General features: G+C 60.8%; 13 protein-coding genes. 1 reads left to right on the top strand and 12 read right to left on the bottom strand.

The genetic code is table 11. The features are described from left to right. The first annotated feature begins 23 nt into the window (after positions 1-23). Complete coding sequence (gene nadE, locus JOE39_RS22550) at positions 24-851, top strand: ammonia-dependent NAD(+) synthetase (protein WP_010407724.1); 828 nt, start codon at positions 24-26, stop codon at positions 849-851. Between the two features lie 195 nt (positions 852-1,046). On the opposite strand, the gene azu is transcribed toward nadE, so the two are convergent. The 12 genes from azu to rnr all read right to left on the bottom strand — a co-directional run bounded on the left by azu (position 1,047) and on the right by rnr (position 18,417). Beyond that, complete coding sequence (azu, locus tag JOE39_RS22545) at positions 1,047-1,493, bottom strand: azurin (RefSeq protein WP_003319566.1); 447 nt, start codon at positions 1,491-1,493, stop codon at positions 1,047-1,049. A 152-nt stretch (positions 1,494-1,645) separates the two neighbouring features. After that, positions 1,646-2,539 (bottom strand): transglutaminase family protein, encoded by an 894-nt coding sequence (locus JOE39_RS22540; protein ID WP_003393517.1) that lies wholly within the window; start codon positions 2,537-2,539, stop codon positions 1,646-1,648. Beyond that, the gene (locus tag JOE39_RS22535; protein ID WP_024663832.1) at positions 2,539-5,034 is read right to left on the bottom strand and encodes a circularly permuted type 2 ATP-grasp protein; all 2,496 of its coding nucleotides are present in this window, start codon (positions 5,032-5,034) and stop codon (positions 2,539-2,541) included. The genes JOE39_RS22540 and JOE39_RS22535 overlap by 1 nt, the downstream gene beginning before the upstream one ends. A gap of 88 nt (positions 5,035-5,122) precedes the next feature. Continuing rightward, the gene (locus tag JOE39_RS22530) at positions 5,123-8,401 is read right to left on the bottom strand and encodes a transglutaminase family protein (RefSeq protein WP_024663833.1); all 3,279 of its coding nucleotides are present in this window, start codon (positions 8,399-8,401) and stop codon (positions 5,123-5,125) included. A 388-nt stretch (positions 8,402-8,789) separates the two neighbouring features. After that, positions 8,790-11,099, bottom strand: coding sequence for a YgiQ family radical SAM protein (locus JOE39_RS22525; RefSeq protein ID WP_003422338.1), 2,310 nt, complete (start codon positions 11,097-11,099; stop codon positions 8,790-8,792). A 107-nt stretch (positions 11,100-11,206) separates the two neighbouring features. Further along, complete coding sequence (dnaB, locus tag JOE39_RS22520) at positions 11,207-12,601, bottom strand: replicative DNA helicase (protein ID WP_003317209.1); 1,395 nt, start codon at positions 12,599-12,601, stop codon at positions 11,207-11,209. Positions 12,602-12,724: 123 nt separating this feature from the next. Further along, complete coding sequence (rplI, locus tag JOE39_RS22515; RefSeq protein WP_003317208.1) at positions 12,725-13,171, bottom strand: 50S ribosomal protein L9; 447 nt, start codon at positions 13,169-13,171, stop codon at positions 12,725-12,727. A gap of 19 nt (positions 13,172-13,190) precedes the next feature. After that, positions 13,191-14,087, bottom strand: coding sequence for a hypothetical protein (locus tag JOE39_RS22510; RefSeq protein ID WP_003422339.1), 897 nt, complete (start codon positions 14,085-14,087; stop codon positions 13,191-13,193). Between the two features lie 39 nt (positions 14,088-14,126). Next, positions 14,127-14,357 (bottom strand): 30S ribosomal protein S18, encoded by a 231-nt coding sequence (gene rpsR, locus JOE39_RS22505; RefSeq protein WP_002551829.1) that lies wholly within the window; start codon positions 14,355-14,357, stop codon positions 14,127-14,129. A 28-nt stretch (positions 14,358-14,385) separates the two neighbouring features. Further along, positions 14,386-14,811 (bottom strand): 30S ribosomal protein S6, encoded by a 426-nt coding sequence (gene rpsF, locus JOE39_RS22500; RefSeq protein ID WP_002551828.1) that lies wholly within the window; start codon positions 14,809-14,811, stop codon positions 14,386-14,388. Positions 14,812-15,025: 214 nt separating this feature from the next. Then, positions 15,026-15,787 carry a 23S rRNA (guanosine(2251)-2'-O)-methyltransferase RlmB gene (gene rlmB / locus JOE39_RS22495; protein WP_003317206.1) on the bottom strand — a complete coding sequence of 254 codons (762 nt, stop codon included), beginning with the start codon at positions 15,785-15,787 and terminating at the stop codon, positions 15,026-15,028. After that, positions 15,784-18,417 (bottom strand): ribonuclease R, encoded by a 2,634-nt coding sequence (rnr, locus tag JOE39_RS22490; protein ID WP_003393525.1) that lies wholly within the window; start codon positions 18,415-18,417, stop codon positions 15,784-15,786. The genes rlmB and rnr overlap by 4 nt, the downstream gene beginning before the upstream one ends. Between the last annotated feature and the right edge of the window lie 2 nt (positions 18,418-18,419).

Genomic DNA, 18,419 nt, shown 5'->3' with positions numbered 1-18,419 from the left:
GTCCTATCTACGAGGAGTGAATCATGCACGCCGTACAGCGCCAGATTGCTGAACAGCTCAAGGTCCAGCCACCTTTCGCGGACCAGAACGCGCTGCAGGCCGAGGTCGCCCGCCGCGTCAACTTCATCAAGGAGTGCTTGCAGAACGCACGGCTCAAGACCCTGGTGCTCGGCATCAGCGGCGGGGTCGACTCGCTGACGGCGGGTTTGCTCGCCCAGCGTGCGGTCAAGGAGCTACGTGAAAGCACGGGGGACAACGCCTACCGCTTCATCGCAGTGCGCCTGCCTTACGTGGTGCAGGCCGATGAGCACGAAGCCCAGGCCTCTGTCGACTTCATCGAGCCGGACGAGCGCCATACCATCAACATCGGCAGCAGCGTCAAGGCACTGGCCGCCGAGGTCAAGGCGTTCGACGGACTCCCGGCGACCTCGGTGGATTTCGTGCTCGGCAACACCAAAGCACGCATGCGCATGGTCGCGCAGTACACCGTCGCCGGGGCGTACCAGGGGCTGGTGATCGGCACCGATCACGCGGCCGAAGCGGTGATGGGTTTCTTCACCAAGTTCGGCGACGGCGCCTGCGACCTGGCACCGTTGAGCGGCCTGGTGAAAAACCAGGTACGCGCCATCGCCCGCCATTTCGGCGCACCTGAATCACTGGTCGAGAAAGTGCCGACTGCGGACCTGGAAGACCTGTCACCTGGCAAACCGGACGAAGCCTCGCACGGCGTGACCTACGCCGAGATCGACGCCTTCCTGCACGGCGAGCCGGTACGTGAAGAAGCGTTCCGGATCATTTGCGAAACCTACGCCAAGACCCAGCACAAACGCGAATTGCCTTACGCACCATGAGTGATCTGCGCGGCACGGATTTGTGACGCTCATTGCTGGCTATCGTGCCGACGCTCTGCGTCGGCATGCAGTTCTGGACGCTACGCGTCCGATCCTGAATCTGCGCAGCGGCTCAGATCTGTGACGCAGAGCGTCACAAACGGCATTCCACGGAGCGTGAGGAACGATACTCTCAGACGCTCCGGGGACCTGTCGTTACTTCAGGGTCACAGCGCCTTTCATCATGCTGATATGGCCCGGGAAGGTGCAGAAAAACTGGTATTTTTCCGCCGGATCAAGCTTCGACACGTCAAACGTCACCGAATCCTTTTCGCCAGCACCGATGACTTTGGTGTGGGCAATGACGCGGGTATCGTCCGGTTTCACGTAATCCTTGTCGATGCCAACCGACATGCCGTCAGTGGTGATCGCCTGAGCGTCGGCTTCTTTGCCCAGTACCCAGTTATGTCCCATGACATTCTTCGGCAGGCTGCCGGAGTGAGTCAGGTTGACGGTGAATTCCTTGCAGCCCTTGTCGATCTCAATAGCTTTGGTGTCGTACATCATTTGATCGGTCGAATCGACTGTGACCGAGCACTCGGCAGCCAGCAATTGACCACTGGCCAATGACAACAGCGAAATCGCTACAAGCTTGCGAATCATTTGAATCTCCAGGGCAGGACTTGATTAACGTAAAACTGATGTAGGAAGAGAGTGCCCGATCAGGGCCGGGGTTCCAAGAACGTGCGTCAAATGGTCCCGCGGACCCTCGCGAGAGAGCGCCCTTTTGAAGAACGATTCACGGGACCCGGTAATTAGCCGCTGACCGGCATCACCGTGACCCGCACATCCGGATCATGCGTGCCGCCGCCCAGAATCACGCCACGCAACGGCGAGACATCGGAGAAATCGCGCCCCCAGGCCAGGCTGATGTGTTCCAGCGCAGGCTGCACATTATTGGTGGGGTCGAAGTCGACCCAGCCAGAGGCCGGGCAGAATACCGAGACCCAGGCGTGCGAGGCATCGGCACCGATCAGCCGGGGCTGGCCCGGTGGCGGCTGGGTGAGCAGATAGCCGCTCACATAGCGCGCTGCCAGGCCCCGGGAGCGCAGACACGCCAGCATCAAATGGGCGAAGTCCTGGCACACGCCCCGCCGCCGCTCCAGCACTTCCACCAGCGGCGTGGCGACCTGAGTGGCCTCTTCATCGAAGGTGAATTCCTCGAAAATCTTTTCCATCAAGGCCTGTACGCACAGCAACAACGGGCGGCCAGGCGGGAAACAGACCTGCGAGAATTCGACGAACGAGCGCTTCAGGTGAACGTAGGGGGATTCGAAGCGATAGCGGCAGGCCTCCAGAATGTCCTCGGTCATCGGCTTGGCGCTGTACGTCAGCGCACTGCGGGTCACCTCCCATTCCGGCGACAGATTGAAGTCCAGAAACGGCTTCTCCATGACCTCGATACGCAACCGCGCATTGACCTGCAACTCATCGTGCGGACGCTCGAAGGCCAGACGAGTCAGCGGGTTGCCGAACACATCCAGCTCATCGCGACGCGTAGTGGGTTCAGGAAGAATCTCCAGCGCCTGCTCGGTGCAACGCTGCCAGGGACTGCTGCGCGGCCACAGGTGCGCCAGTTGCTGGGCCAGCGAAACCGGGCTGTCGTACTTGTAATGCGTGTCATGGAAAATCTGGTAGAAAGCGCTCATCAGACAGACACCGTGCGTTGGCTGACATCATCGACGTGGGCAAAATGGCGCAACGCCAGGCGATCGGACGCCAGGCCACTGCTGTCGCCAATGCTTTGCAGCAAGTCCGCCAGCCCGTCGAGCACGGCATCGATACTGCTCTGGCCAAATAAAGGGTTCTCCAGACTGCCCAGGTCGAACGCGGCAAGACGCTGCGCCAACACCGACAGGCTGCTATCGCGTGGCGCATCGAACTCGTCGTTCAAGCGGCGCAACGAGCGCTGCACCAGCTTGAGCTGGAACAGCACCGCATGCGGGTTCTGATCGTCGAGCAGCAACAGGTCGAGCACCGGAATCAGGTGCGGCACGGCCATGTAGCGCGAGCGATAGGTGATGCTGCTGTTGCCCAACTCCAGCAACCACTCCAGCCCGGCCCGTTCGAAAACCACCAGCCCGCGCAAAAACGCCGACAGACTGGTGCTGAGAAACTTCAGGCGCTCGATCCGTCGCCCGATCATGAGGAAATTCCAGCCTTCGTCACGGGTCATGTCGTCCAGTGCAAAACCGGACAGCGCCGCCAGCGACATCACCAGACGGTTGAGAAAATCCAGCAGCTCGCCGAAATCCGGCTCTTCGCTTTCCAGGCTCAAGGCTTCGCGCTGCAACTCGACCAGCGCCTGCCAGTTTTCCTTGGATAACTTGCCACGCACTTGCGAAGCGGCCCATTGCAGCCGCTGCAAATTGGCCCGAAGGCTGAACGGCCACTCGTCCCCCAGCAGCGCGACAAGCAGGCGATCCTTCAGCTCTTCGCCCTCCTGCGCCTCGGGCAGCATGCCCAGGGTCTCGGCCAGCGCGACGGCGGCTTGCAGCGCGAGAGGGTCATCATCGTCGACGTAGCGCGTCAGCATGATGCGCAGCAGGCGCGCACTGTCGTCGCAGCGCTCGCAGTAACGTCCGAACCAGAACAGGTTTTCCACCACCCGTGACGGCAGATAAGGGTCGCGACGGATCAAGTCGTAGACACCCAGCTTACGCTGGCCCTTCCACGGCTCGCCGAGGTGCGAGCGCTCGCCCAGCACCCAGGTGTCCTTGCTCGCCCCACCACGCTGCATCGAAACCACGTCGGCATCGGCTTCGGCGGCCACACGGGTCAGGCCGCCCGGCAGCACGCGATAGCCGTCGAGGCTTGCCACTGCATACACCCGCATGCCGATGGCGCGCGGCTGCAAACCGGAGCCATCAGCCTGCAGCACCGGAGCATGGGACAACTGCGCCAGCTCCTGAGCGACGTAGGCATAGGGCCGCGACTGCATGCGCTGGGCAAGTGCAAGGCGTTGCGCCTCATTCAAGTCACGGCCGAACACCGGCGCGAAGTGCTGTGAGGGGAACGCCGGCTTGATCAACAGATCCGGCAGCTTTTCCAGCGCCTGGGCCAGCACCGGCGGCTCTCCGCACCACCAGGTCGCTACCGAGGGCAGAATCAGATCCTCGCCGAACAGGTATTGACTGATTTTCGGCAAAAAGCCCAACAGCCCTGGGGACTCCAGCACACCACTGCCCAACGCGTTGGCGACCAGCACATTGCCCTGACGCACAGCCTCAAGCAGCCCCGGCACACCCAGCGCAGAGTCGGTACGCAATTCCAGAGGGTCGCAGAAGTCATCGTCCAGCCGGCGCATGATGGCGTGAACCCGACGCAAGCCGCTGAGAGTTTTCAGGTAGACCGTGGCATCGCGCACCGTCAGATCGCCACCCTCGACCAGCGGATAGCCCAGTTGCCGCGCCAGGTACAAGTGTTCGAAGTAGCTTTCGTTGAAACGGCCCGGCGTCAGCAGGACGATCAGCGGCGCCTCGTTGCTGGTTGGCGCCTGACGGGCCAGCGTCTGCTGCAGCGCGTCGAAGAAACCCGACAGGTGCCGGACTTGCAGGTCGCGATAGGTTTCCGGCAGGGCACGCGCGACGCTTTGGCGGTTTTCCAGCGCATAACCGGCACCCGAGGGCGCCTGGGTACGGTCGGCTGTGACCCACCAGCGCCCGTCCGGGGTGCGCGCCAGGTCAACGGCATACATGTGCAGGAACGTGTCTTCAGGGGGCTTGACGCCCTGACACGGCCAGAGAAAGTTGTTGTGGCCAAACACCAGCTCGGCGGGCAGCAGGCCATTGGCGATCAGCGTCTGCGGGCCATAAAGGTCCGCGAGCACCGCGTTGAGCAACCGCGCACGCTGGGCAATCCCTGCCGCGACGTGCTGCCATTCATCCGCTGCAATGATGTGCGGCAACAGGTCCAGCTCCCACGGGCGATCAGCGCCTTTGGGGTCGGCATACACGTTGTAGGTGACACCGTTTTCCTGAATCTGCCGGGTCAGCAGGGCCTGACGCTGGATCAGTTGCGCCGCGCTGCTGCGCCGCATGTGCTCGTACAGACGACGCCAGTGCGGGCGAACGGCTCCGTCAGCGTCGAGCATTTCGTGGTAAGTACCCTCGGACAGCGGGTAGTGGTCAAGCAGGTCGGGCATGGAAGGCTCGGCAGGCAACGTAAGGACTTCAGATTAGTGCAGTCAGATGTCACGTCCGTGTGCATCTGACGCACAGAGCCACTGTTTTTTATTGCAGACGCATATCCAGCGTCATCGGCAGCTCGTCGTTAATGTTGAGCGACGGAACGTCCAGTTTGCCGGGGGTATGGCCGATGCGGAAGAAACGTGACAGGCGACGGCTTTCCGCTTCGTTGGCGTTGACCGGCAAAGTTTCGTAATTACGGCCGCCCGGATGGGCGACATGATACTCGCAGCCACCCAGCGAGCGGTGCATCCAGGTGTCGAGCAGATCGAAAACCAGCGGCGCGTGCACGCCGATGGTCGGTTGCAGGCAGTTGGCCGGCTGCCAGGCGCGATAACGCACACCGGCAACGAACTCACCGGCCCGCCCGGTCGGCTGCAAAGGCACTGCCACGCCGTTACAGGTCAGCACGTAGCGCTGCGGCGGCAACCCGCGGACATGCACTTGCAGACGCTCAAGCGAGGAATCGACGTAGCGCACCGCGCCACCGGCCGAGCCCTCTTCACCCAGGACATGCCAAGGCTCAAGCGCCTGACGCAGTTCCAGTTCGATACCGTTGACGGCGTAATCGCCCACTTTCGGAAAGCGGAATTCCAGGTGCGCAGAGAACCAGTCGGCCTGCACCGGGTAGCCTGCCGCGTTGAGGTCGGCGACCACATCGGCAAAATCCTGCTCGATGAAGTGCGGCAGCATGAAGCGGTCATGCAGTTGCGTGCCCCAGCGCGCCAGCTTGGCGGGTGCATAGGGTTCACGCCAGAAGCGCGCCACCAGCGCGCGCAGCAACAACTGCTGCGCCAGGCTCATGCGTGCATGCGGCGGCATCTCGAACGCACGCAGCTCCAGCAGCCCCAGCCGTCCGGTTGCACCATCGGGCGAGTAAAGCTTGTCGATGCAGAACTCGGCCCGGTGGGTATTGCCGGTGACGTCGATCAGCAGGTTACGCAGCAGACGGTCCACCACCCACGGCGCAACCTCCTCGCCTGGCGCCGGCATCTGCGCAAAAGCGATTTCCATCTCGTAGAGCGAGTCGTTGCGCGCCTCGTCGATGCGCGGGGCCTGGGACGTCGGGCCGATGAACAGGCCGGAAAACAGGTACGACAGCGAAGGATGGTTGTGCCAGTAGCTGATCAGGCTGCGCAGCAGGTCCGGACGCCGCAGAAATGGCGAGTCCGCCGGCGTCGCGCCGCCCAGGACGAAATGGTTGCCCCCGCCGGTGCCGGTGTGACGGCCGTCGATCATGAACTTCTCGGTGGTCAGACGCGTAAGGCGCGCCTGTTCATAGAGAAACTCGGTACGCTCGACCAGTTCGTCCCAGCTCGCCGAAGGCTGCACGTTGACCTCAATCACACCAGGGTCCGGGGTGATCCGGAAATTGCACAGCCGCGGATCGCTTGGCGGCTCGTAGCCTTCCAGCAGGACCGGACACTGCAGTTCTTCTGCAGCCGCTTCGATCACGGCCACCAGCTCAAGGTATTCCTCAAGCTTTTGCAGCGGCGGCATGAACAGGTACAGCCGCCCTTCCCGCGCTTCGGCACACAACGCCGTGCGGGTCAGCCAGTCGGCCGACTCATCGATCTTCGGCGCGCGCTCGGCGTCCGTGTCTGTGGACTTGAGCACCGAAGTCAACGAGTCGCTGTCGGCCAGTTCGGGGAAGTCCTGGTTATGGTCGGTCGGGTGAATGAACGGGTATTCTGCCGCCTTGACCCAAGGCTGCGACGCCAGCGGCAATCGATAGCCCAGCGCAGAATCCCCTGGCACCAGACGGCAATGCTCGTCACGCAGGTACCAGCGGCCACTCTGCCAGCTGTCACCGTCCGCGTTGCGAGCCAGCGGCAGGACCTGACCGATCATCTTGTCCAGCCCTTGGGCGAAGACCTTGCGCAGACGGGCACGCTCCAGCTCGTCGCCAAGTCGCGAATCTTCGGCCGTGACGTTGACCGGCAACGCGCCTTCGCGCCATAAGTAGTAGAAATTGTCTTCGTAAGCCGGGAAAACGAAGCGCGCCGGCAGCTTCAGGCGCTCGGCAACACTGGCCAGAAAACGCCCCGCCAGTTCGCCGGTAGCGCCGTAGTCACGAGTCTCATCGGCGATCAGCGTGTTATTGCGCCACACCGGCTGGCCGTCCTTGCGCCAGAAGCAGTTCAGCGACCAGCGCGGCAACTGCTCACCCGGATACCATTTGCCTTGCCCGAAATGCACGATGCCCAGCGGCGCGTAATGCCCGCGCATGCGCTGGAACAGCTCGGCGGACAGCTCACGCTTGCGCGGCCCCAGCGCAGCGGTGTTCCATTCAGCGCCATCACGGTCGTCGATGGACACGAAGGTCGGCTCGCCGCCCATGGTCAACCGCACATCGTCGCGCAGCAGATCGGCGTCGATCTGTCGGCCCAGGGCCTGTATGTCCTGCCATTGAGCTTCGGTGTAAGGCTTGGTGACGCGCGGCGCCTCCCAGATGCGCTCGACCGACATTTCGTGGCTGAAATCGGTTTCGCATGGCTCGACCAGTCCACTGATCGGCGCTGCAGAGGAAGGCTCGGGGCTGCACGCCAGAGGAATGTGTCCTTCGCCAGCGAACAGACCGGAAGTGGCATCCAGCCCGACCCAGCCCGCGCCCGGCAGATAGACCTCGCACCAGGCGTGCAGGTCGGTGAAGTCGACATCCGTACCCGACGGCCCGTCGAGCGCCTCGACATCGGCCTTGAGCTGGATGAGGTAGCCCGACACGAACCGCGCCGCCATGCCCAGATGACGCAACAGCTGCACCAGCAGCCACGCGGAGTCACGGCACGAGCCCGATGCGTTTTGCAGGGTGAATTCCGGGGTCTGAACGCCCGGTTCCATGCGGATCAGGTAAGCGACGTCCTGGCTCAGGCGCTGGTTGAGGCCGACCAGAAAGTCGATGGCCGGAATCGGCTCGCGACTGATGCTGTCCAGGTACGCCTGAAACCTCGGGGTCAGCGGCAGTTTTTCGAGGTACGGCGCCAGCTCGCGCTGCTCTTCGCTGGCGTAGGTGAACGGGATGTTCTCGGCGTAGGGCTCGAGGAAGAAGTCGAACGGATTGAACACCGCCATCTCGGCGACCAGATCGACTTCGACGCGGAATTCATCGGTCTTTTCCGGGAAGACCAGGCGCGCCAGGTAATTGCCTTGAGGGTCCTGCTGCCAGTTGATGAAATGGTTTTCAGGCAGGACTTTCAGCGAATACGACAGCACGCGTGTGCGGCTATGGGCGGCCGGGCGCAGGCGAACGATCTGAGGACCCAGTTCGACCGCGCGGTCGTAGCGATAGTGCGTGACATGGTGCAAGGCAATATGAATCGACACGGCGTGCCTCCTGCGAGCCTGAACGGTAATTGAGCCGCGCAAGACTTATGCCATCCGGTCAAAGTCGTGCGCCAACAAGAGTGGCATTCCCCGCCTGAACAGGCGCAGCACCAAAATCGTGCCGGCCGAAGCCAACGGTGCAAGGGTCGCACAGTAATAAGGCAGACAGTGTGGCAGAGGGATCGAATGGGGGGTGAAGAATTGTGAGCGGTGTGGGTGGGTGGCGTTGATGGATAGAGCGGCGCAAGTGGTGTGACGCGGAGCGTCACGAACGGCATTCCCACGCTGGAGCGTGAGGAACGATGATCTCAACTATCGTGCCCATGCTCCGCGTGGGCATGCCGTTCTGGACGCTCTGCGTCCGCCCCTCTAAAAGCAGACGGCGCTGTTAGCGTGGCACCACTGGCTTGCGCTTGGGCGGTTTGGTGCCTTTGCCTTTGGCTGCATCCATGCGCTCCTTGGCGGCCTGCTTGTTGCGCGCCATTGCGGCAGCCTTGGCCTCTTCGCGCTTGTCCCACGGCTTGCTGCCATCGCTTCCACGTGGCGGCAGGCCGGTGTGCTGGGTCTGAATCAGCGTGGTCTTGGCAGTTTTCGCAACCTTGTGGCTGCCCGCCGGCGTCGAGTTCTTGCGGCGCGCACTCTGGTAGCTGTCAGTAACCGGCTGATGCAACGGGATCAGTTGATCCTTGCCCGGCCCGATCAGATCGGCACGACCCATGCGCTCCAGTGCCTCGCGCAGCATCGGCCAGCCTTTCGGGTCGTGATAGCGCAGGAAAGCCTTGTGCAGACGACGCTGCGCTTCGCTCTTCACGATGGTGACCGCATCGCTCTTGTAGGTGACCTTGCGCAGCGGATTCTTGCCCGAGTGGTACATGGCCGTGGCCGTGGCCATCGGCGACGGGTAGAACGCCTGCACCTGGTCCGCGCGGAAACCATTGCCCTTGAGCCACAGCGCCAGGTTCATCATGTCTTCATCAGTGGTGCCCGGGTGGGCGGCGATGAAGTAAGGAATCAGGTACTGCTCCTTGCCGGCTTCCTTGGTGTACTTCTCGAACATGCGCTTGAACTTGTCATAGCTGCCAATGCCCGGCTTCATCATCTGATTGAGCGGACCTTCCTCGGTGTGTTCCGGGGCGATCTTCAGGTAACCACCTACGTGGTGAGTAACCAGTTCCTTGACGTACTCCGGCGACTCGACCGCGAGGTCGTAGCGCAGGCCAGAGGCGATCAGGATCTTTTTCACGCCCGGCAAGGCGCGCGCGCTGCGATACAGCTGGATCAGCGACGAGTGATCGGTATTCAGGTTCGGGCAGATACCCGGGAATACGCAGGACGGCTTGCGGCAGGCCGACTCGATCTCCGGGCTTTTGCAGGCGATGCGATACATGTTCGCGGTCGGCCCGCCCAAGTCGGAAATGACCCCGGTAAAGCCTGGCACCTTGTCGCGGATCTCTTCGATTTCGCGAATGATCGACTCTTCGGAGCGGTTCTGAATGATCCGCCCTTCGTGCTCGGTGATCGAGCAGAAGGTACAGCCACCGAAGCAGCCACGCATGATGTTCACCGAGAAGCGAATCATGTCGTAGGCGGGGATCTTTTCCTTGCCGTACGCAGGATGCGGGACGCGCGCGTAAGGCATGCCAAACACGTAGTCCATTTCTTCAGTGGTCATCGGAATGGGCGGTGGGTTGAACCAGACGTCCACCTCGCCATGCTTCTGCACCAGCGCGCGAGCGTTGCCCGGATTGGTTTCAAGGTGCAACACGCGGTTGGCGTGGGCATACAGCACAGCGTCGTTACGGACCTTTTCTACCGATGGCAGACGGATGACCGTCTTGTCACGGGTCATGCGCGGGCTGGCAAGAATCTGCACCACCTTGGCTTCGTTGGGGTCCTCGACGTTGCCTTTTTCCTGCTCGATGGCGCAGGCCTCGGTGTCCTGGGTGTTGACGTACGGGTTGATGATCTTGTCGACCTTGCCCGGACGGTCGATACGCGTGGAATCGACCTCATACCAGCCCTGCGGCGTGTCACGACGAATGAACGCCGTACCGCGCACGTCGGTGATGTCTTCGATCTTGTGGCCGTAGGACAGACGCTGGGCAACTTCGACAATCGCACGCTCGGCGTTGCCGTACAGCAGGATGTCGGCGCAGGCGTCGATCAGGATCGAGTTGCGAACCTTGTCCTGCCAGTAGTCATAGTGCGCAATGCGGCGCAACGAAGCTTCGATACCACCCAGCACGATTGGTACATGCTTGTAGGCTTCCTTGCAGCGCTGGCTGTAGACCAGACTTGCGCGGTCCGGACGCTTGCCGGCCATGCCGCCCGGGGTATAGGCGTCATCGGAGCGAATCTTCTTGTCCGCGGTATAGCGGTTGATCATCGAGTCCATGTTGCCGGCAGCGACACCGAAAAAAAGATTCGGCTCGCCGAGCTTCATGAAGTCGTCTTTGGACTGCCAGTTGGGCTGCGCAATGATCCCGACCCGAAAGCCCTGGGACTCGAGCAGACGACCGATGATCGCCATGCCGAAAGACGGGTGATCCACGTACGCATCGCCGGTAACGATGATGATGTCGCAGGAATCCCAGCCAAGCAGATCCATTTCTTCCCGGCTCATGGGCAGGAAAGGTGCTGGTCCGAAACATTCGGCCCAGTACTTGGGATAGTCAAATAACGGCTTGGCTGATTGCATGTTCAGGACCTACGTTTGCACGTTGGAAAAATCGCGGGCGCGGAATATAGCACATTTTTTGATCAAATCCGACCACGGTGGTCGGATTTGATCGGCTCGACCCGAAGTCAATCGTCGTCAAAGTTGTAACTGCCCGGCGCCAGGTTCTCGAAGCGCGTGTATTTACCGATGAACGCCAGACGCGTGGTGCCGATGGGGCCGTTACGCTGCTTGCCGATGATGATCTCGGCAATCCCCTTGTGCTCGGTTTCCGGGTGATACACCTCGTCCCGGTAAACGAACATGATGACGTCGGCGTCCTGCTCGATCGCTCCGGATTCACGGAGGTCAGAGTTGATCGGGCGCTTGTTGGGACGCTGCTCAAGGGAGCGGTTGAGCTGCGACAGGGCAATCACCGGGCAGTTGAATTCCTTGGCCAGTGCTTTCAACGAGCGCGAGATCTCGGAAATCTCGTTAGTACGGTTGTCACCGCTGGAACCGGGGATCTGCATCAGTTGCAGGTAGTCGATCATGATCATGGCGATGTCGCCATGCTCACGCACGATCCGCCGTGTCCGCGCACGCATTTCAGACGGGCTGATACCGGCCGTGTCATCGATGAACAGCTTGCGGTCATTGAGCAGATTGACCGCCGATGTCAGGCGCGGCCAGTCATCGTCGTCAAGCTGGCCGGCCCGCACCTTGGTCTGGTCGATGCGCCCCAGCGAGGACAACATACGCATGATCAACGATTCGCCTGGCATCTCCAGCGAGTAGACCAGCACCACCTTGTCACTGCGCAGCACCGCGTTCTCGACCAGGTTCATGGCGAAGGTGGTCTTACCCATCGACGGACGTCCGGCAACGATGATCAGGTCGGAGGGTTGCAGTCCGCTGGTCTTTTCATCGAGATCGGTATACCCGGTCGACAGGCCGGTAATGGCGTTGTCGCTGTTGAACAGCGTGTCGATACGGTCGATGGCCTTGGTCAGCAGGTCGTTGACGCTGACCGGACCGCCGGTCTTGGGACGCGCTTCGGCGATCTGGAAGATCTGCCGTTCAGCCTCGTCAAGAATCTCTTCAGCGGTCCGGCCTTCGGGGTTGAACGCACTGTCGGCGATTTCGGTACTGATGCCGATCAATTGCCGCAGCGTGGCCCGGGCCCGGACGATCTGCGCGTAGGCCTTGATGTTGGCGACAGAAGGCGTGTTTTTTGCGAGCTCACTGAGGTAGCCCAGCCCGCCCACTTGCGAGGTCTGCCCTTCCTTGTCCAGCTGTTCAGCCAGGGTGACCACGTCAATCGGGCTGTTCTGATCGGCCAACCGGGCGATGGCGCGGAATATCAGGCGGTGGTCATGTCGATAGAAATCACCATCGGAAACTTGATCGAGCACCCGCTCCCAGGCGTTGTTGTCCAGCATCAGTCCACCGAGTACAGCCTGTTCGGCCTCGATGGAATGTGGCGGCACCTTCAGGGCAGCGGTTTGCAGATCGTATTGTTCGGGGGCGGAAATATCGTTCATGGCCACTTCAATTCGAGGTTTGCAGAATGGGGATGGCACAAAGACAAAGGGCACGACCTGTAAACAGGATCGTGCCCGATGTTAATCCTCTGACGACAATGTCACCAGACGATTACGTGTTGCTTAAGCAGCCACTACGACAACGCGTACGGTCGCTTCTACGTCGCTGTGCAGGTGCACGGCTACGTCGAATTCACCAACGTTGCGGATAGTGCCGTTCGGCAGACGAACTTCGCTTTTTGCAACTTCAACGCCAGAGGCGGTCAGTGCATCAGCGATGTCATGGGTGCCGATCGAACCGAACAGCTTGCCTTCGTCACCAGCGGTGGCAGTGATAGTCACTTCCAGCTCAGCCAGTTGGGCAGCGCGAGTTTCGGCAGATGCTTTCTTGTCTGCAGCCAGTTTTTCCAGCTCGGCACGACGCTCTTCAAACGCAGCCACGTTGGCAGCGGTTGCAGCGGTTGCTTTGCCGTAAGGCAGCAGGTAGTTACGACCGTAGCCGGCCTTAACGTTTACTTTGTCGCCCAGGTTGCCCAGGTTGGCGACTTTTTCCAGAAGGATCAGTTGCATGTGGAAATCCTCTTAACTTTTAACCTTCACCGTTCGCAGGACCATTGCCGGAATCTTTCGAGCTCCGGCGACCGCGAAAATCAATCAGGCTGTCGACAATGGCAATTACCACGAGCAACGGATAAATCAGCTGCATGAACACCAGCAGCGTGATGTACATCCCCACCAGCCAGAACCTGGACAGACGCTTTTCAGCGACCAGTCCGTGAATCAGGGCCAGGCCCGCAAAGACCAGCGGTACGCTGCACAGTGGTGTAAGCATCGCTATCTGCGGACCGAAATTCGGCCCCACCAGCATGCACACCACCAGCACCAACGCCGGCACCAGCGGGAGTTTCACGGCGCGAAACTCACGCCCGAAACCACCAGGGTTGTACATCATCGCTTGCCAGTACCGCCCAAGAATCAGGCACAGCACACTGACGATTTGCAGCACAGCCGCTATCAGGCCATTCAGGACGGGTGCAATCAGTGCCCCCAGACGCGCTCGCTCTTCTACGTTCAACTGCTCGTAGAGCCCGGCCAGCATTGTCGGCAGATGTTTCTGCAACTCCTGCGACATTGCTTCCAGAGGTTCGCGAAAAACCGTGCCCAGAATTACTGCATACACCACACCCAACGCCACGCTGACCAGCAGCACACGGACCCAGGACTCGCTGGCACGCAAAACCATTGCCAAACTCAGTGAACCCGCCAGCACCATGGCTGTGCGAGGTTCACCGAAATACCACCAGACCAAAGCCGGCAGCAGAGCCCAGGACAGGACACCAACGGCATCACTGAACCCGCGTCGCAGGAGCACAAGGCACCCTGCGGCAGCACTCAACCAGAACAACAGCGGCAATGCCGCACATCCAGCCACTACGAGAGTGGCCTGCATACGGCCGCGCATGATGAATTCAGCCAGGGCACGCATGCTTTCTATCCTTTGTTACGTTTTGTCGACTACCTGGTCTCAGCGGCCGTGGCTGTCGGTGTAGGCCAGCAGGGCCAGGAAGCGGGCACGCTTGATAGCGGTGGCCAGCTGACGCTGATAACGTGCTTTGGTACCAGTGATACGGCTTGGAACGATTTTGCCGGTCTCGGATACGTAGGCTTTCAGAGTGTTGAGATCTTTGTAATCGATCTCTTTGACGTCTTCAGCGGTGAAGCGGCAGAATTTACGACGACGGAAGAAACGTGCCATGTAATTGGCTCCTCAAAAGGTCCGTGGATTACTCGTCAGCGTTATCGCTAACGTCGCTGTTGTCGCCGTCATCGCCATCGGCGCTGTCGGAGTGCTCAGGACGGTCACGACGCTCACGGCGCTCACTGCGGTTCTCTTCAGCCTTGAGCATCTCGGACTGGCCGGTTACGGCTTCGTCGCGACGGATGACCAGGTTACGGATCACAGCATCGTTGTAACGGAAGTTGTCTTCCAGCTCGGCCAGAGCCTTGCCAGTGCACTCAACGTTCAGCATCACGTAGTGAGCCTTGTGAACATTGTTGATTGCGTAAGCCAGTTGACGACGGCCCCAATCTTCCAGACGGTGGATTTTGCCGCCGTCTTCTTCGATCAGCTTGGTGTAACGCTCTACCATGCCGCCGACTTGCTCGCTTTGATCCGGGTGGACCAAAAAGATAATTTCGTAATGACGCATGAATGCTCCTTACGGGTTGTAGCCTGCCGCTCAAATAGCGGTCAGACAAGGAGTGAATGACACTGTTGGTCTTGCTCAGGGACAGGCACATGCGCGCCTGCCGTGACAGCAAGGGGCGCAATTGTAGAGAAGGGTCGAGGGAGGCGCAAGGCAATTGGTGAATTAATGAGCAGATCGCATGGCGCGACCTGCTCGCTCTGGCCAGGCGCCGAAATCAGGCCTTTTTGCCGGCAGCCTTGACACTGCGCTGGCGCAGCGCTTCAAACAGACACACGCCGGTCGCGACCGACACATTGAGACTGCTGACACTGCCCGCCATCGGCAGGCGCACCAGATAATCACAATGCTCACGGGTCAGGCGGCGCATGCCCTTGCCTTCCGCGCCCATGATAATGATGGTCGGCCCGGTCAGGTCCTGCTGATACAGCTCGACCTCGGCCTCGCCCGCAGTACCCACTACCCACAATCCGCGCTGCTGCAGTTTTTCCAGCGTACGCGCCAGGTTGGTCACTGCCACAAGCGGGATAACCTCGGCAGCACCGCAGGCGACCTTTCGCACGGCTGGCGTCAGGGTTGCGGACTTGTCCTTGGGCACGATGACCGCCAGCGCACCTGCCGCATCGGCGGTACGCAGGCAAGCGCCGAGGTTGTGTGGATCGGTCACGCCGTCCAGCACCAACAGCAGCGGCGAGCCTTCACTGCGGTCCAGCAGCTCGTCGAGCATCGCCTCGCCCCAGACCTGACTCGGGCTGACATCGGCAACAACGCCCTGATGCACGCCTTCGACCCAGGCATCCATTTCGCGGCGCTCGGCCTGACCGATAGTCACGCGATTCTCGGCTGCCAGCGCCACCAGCGTCTGGACGCGAGGGTCATTACGACCCTCGGCCAGCCAGATATGCTTGACGCGTTTCGGATGATGACGAAGTAACGCTTCTACGGCGTGAACGCCGTAGATTTTTTCCAGCTGACTCATGACTTGGCCTTGGGTTTACGAGCGCCACTGCTTTTCGCAGCTGGCGCGGAGCCCGTTTTTGACGAGCCTTTACGGTGTTTGCTGGCCGGCTTGCCCGATGAAGGCGCAGAGCCCGACCTGTCAGACTTTCCCGACGATGCCTTGCTACCACCCTTCGCGTCTGCCAGAAGCGCTTTTTTCAGCTCGCGGCTTTTACGCACTTCTGCGTTTTTCGCGGCAGCATCGCTCGGGCGATACGCTTCGGGACTGCTGTCCTTGGTCGAAGCGCTACGGCGTCCGGACTTGGCAGGCGCCTTGTCCTTTTCAGCCGTGGCTGTGGCAGCAGGTGCCGCGGTGTCATTACCACGACGCTTGCGAGCCGTCGGCTTCGCAGCCGCTGCCGCTTCGGATATCTCGAAATCGATCTTGCGTTCGTCCAGATCGACGCGCATGACCCGCACTTCAACGGTGTCGCCCAAGCGGAAGTTACGCCCGGTACGCTCGCCGGCAAGGCGGTGATGCAGCGGATCGAAATGGTAGTAATCGCCCGGCAGAGCCGTGACGTGGACCAGACCTTCGACATAGATGTCGGTCAGCTCGACGAACAGACCAAAGCCGGTTACAGCGGTGATCACGCCCGGGAACGACTCGCCGACGCGATCCTTCATGTATTCGCACTTGAGCCAGTTGACCACGTCGCGCGTGGCCTCGTCGGCACGGCGCTCGCTCATCGAACATTGTTCGCCCAACTGGTCGAGCAGCGCGTCGTCGTACGGGTAGATGCGCGCTTTCGGAATCGTGGCCGCGCCGGCACGACGAACATGCGGCGTATCCTGCTTGGAGCGAATGACACTGCGAATCGCGCGATGGGTCAGCAGGTCCGGATAACGACGGATAGGCGACGTGAAGTGCGTGTACGCTTCGTAATTCAGACCGAAGTGACCGTTGTTGTCCGAGCTGTAGACCGCCTGGCTCAACGAACGCAGCATCACGGTCTGGATCAGGTGGTAGTCAGGACGATCGCGAACGGTTTCAAGCAGCGCCTGATAATCCTTCGGTGTCGGGCCTTCCTTGCCTTTGTGCAACGTCAGACCCAGCTCGCCGAGGAACGCACGTAGTTTTTCCAGGCGCTCTGGTGGCGGACCATCGTGAACGCGGTACAACGCAGGAATTTCGTGCTTCTTCAGGAACTGCGCGGTGGCCACGTTGGCAGCCAGCATGCATTCCTCGATCAGCTTGTGGGCATCATTACGGGTGGTCGGACGGATTTCGGCAATCTTGCGCTCGGAACCGAAGATGATCCGGGTTTCCTGAGTTTCAAAATCGATCGCACCACGCACATGACGCGCGCCCAGCAATACCTTGTACATGGCATAAAGCTGTTTGAGGTGCGGCACCACATCGCCGTATTCGCCGCGCAGGCTTTTCGCCTCGGCGGTTTTCGGCTGCTCCAGAATCGTGCTGACCTTGTTGTAGGTCAGGCGAGCGTGGGAGTGGATGATGCCTTCGTAGAACACGTAGTCAGTCATCTCGCCGGTCTTGGAGATGGTCATCTCGCAGACCATGGCCAGACGATCGACATGCGGGTTCAGCGAGCACAGGCCGTTGGACAATTGCTCAGGCAGCATGGGCACGACGCGCTCGGGGAAATACACCGAGTTGCCGCGCACCTGGGATTCAGCATCCAGCGCCGAGCCGATCTTCACGTAGCTCGATACGTCGGCAATCGCCACGTAGAGCTTCCAGCCACCGGAGAACAAACGCAGTTTGCCCGGCTTGGCTTCGCAGTAGACCGCATCGTCGAAGTCACGAGCATCTTCGCCGTCAATGGTCACGAACGGCAGATGGCGCAGATCGACGCGGTGTTCCTTGTCCTTCTCTTCGACTTCCGGCTTGAGCTTGGCAGCTTCCTTGAGGACAGCTTCGGGCCACACGTGCGGAATGTCGTAGGTACGCAGCGCTACATCGATCTCCATGCCGGGCGCCATGTAGTTGCCCACCACTTCGATCACGTCACCTTGCGGCTGGAAGCGCGGCGTCGGCCAATGGGTGATTTTCACCTCGACGAACTGGCCGATCTTGGCGCCGTTGTTACGACCCGGCGTCACCAGCACTTCCTGCTGGATTTTCGGGTTGTCGGGCACCACGAAGCCGATGCCGCTTTCTTCGAAATAGCGACCCACGATGCTTTCGTGAGCACGCGAGATCACTTCGACGATCACACCTTCGCGGCGGCCGCGACGGTCAAGACCGGAAACACGGGCCAGTGCCCGGTCACCATCGAACACCAGGCGCATTTGCGCCGGGCTCATGAACAGGTCGTCGGAGCCGTCGTCCGGCACCAGAAAGCCGAAGCCATCACGATGCCCGGAGATGCGACCCAGGATCAGGTCAAGCTTGTCTACCGGTGCATAAGTGCCGCGACGCGTGTAGATCAACTGGGCGTCACGTTCCATCGCCCGCAGGCGGCGGCGCAGAGCCTCGAATTGATCTTCGGTGGTCAGGCCGAACTCTTCGACCAGTTGCTCGCGACTGGCCGGCGAACCGCGCTCGGCAAGGTGCTGCAAGATCAGCTCGCGACTGGGAATAGGGTTTTCGTATTTTTCCGCTTCACGAGCGGCCTCGGGATCGAGGGACTGCCAATCGGCCATTA

Origin of the sequence: Pseudomonas sp. PvP100 (assembly GCF_017833055.1) — a bacterium.
Taxonomy (GTDB): Bacteria; Pseudomonadota; Gammaproteobacteria; order Pseudomonadales; family Pseudomonadaceae; genus Aquipseudomonas; species Aquipseudomonas syringae.
The sequence above is the reverse complement of the archived record's forward strand: the minus strand, read 5'-3'. Positions and strand labels throughout refer to the sequence as shown.

Excerpts from the sequence above, each read along its gene's own strand:
- nadE (WP_010407724.1), top strand. The coding sequence starts at position 24 with ATGCACGCCGTACAGCGCCAGATTGCTGAACAGCTCAAGGTCCAGCCA.
- azu (WP_003319566.1), bottom strand. The coding sequence starts at position 1,493 with ATGATTCGCAAGCTTGTAGCGATTTCGCTGTTGTCATTGGCCAGTGGT.
- JOE39_RS22540 (WP_003393517.1), bottom strand. The coding sequence starts at position 2,539 with ATGAGCGCTTTCTACCAGATTTTCCATGACACGCATTACAAGTACGAC.
- JOE39_RS22535 (WP_024663832.1), bottom strand. The coding sequence starts at position 5,034 with ATGCCCGACCTGCTTGACCACTACCCGCTGTCCGAGGGTACTTACCAC.
- JOE39_RS22525 (WP_003422338.1), bottom strand. The coding sequence starts at position 11,099 with ATGCAATCAGCCAAGCCGTTATTTGACTATCCCAAGTACTGGGCCGAA.
- dnaB (WP_003317209.1), bottom strand. The coding sequence starts at position 12,601 with ATGAACGATATTTCCGCCCCCGAACAATACGATCTGCAAACCGCTGCC.
- rplI (WP_003317208.1), bottom strand. The coding sequence starts at position 13,171 with ATGCAACTGATCCTTCTGGAAAAAGTCGCCAACCTGGGCAACCTGGGC.
- JOE39_RS22510 (WP_003422339.1), bottom strand. The coding sequence starts at position 14,087 with ATGCGTGCCCTGGCTGAATTCATCATGCGCGGCCGTATGCAGGCCACT.
- rpsR (WP_002551829.1), bottom strand. The coding sequence starts at position 14,357 with ATGGCACGTTTCTTCCGTCGTCGTAAATTCTGCCGCTTCACCGCTGAA.
- rpsF (WP_002551828.1), bottom strand. The coding sequence starts at position 14,811 with ATGCGTCATTACGAAATTATCTTTTTGGTCCACCCGGATCAAAGCGAG.
- rlmB (WP_003317206.1), bottom strand. The coding sequence starts at position 15,787 with ATGAGTCAGCTGGAAAAAATCTACGGCGTTCACGCCGTAGAAGCGTTA.
- rnr (WP_003393525.1), bottom strand. The coding sequence starts at position 18,417 with ATGGCCGATTGGCAGTCCCTCGATCCCGAGGCCGCTCGTGAAGCGGAA.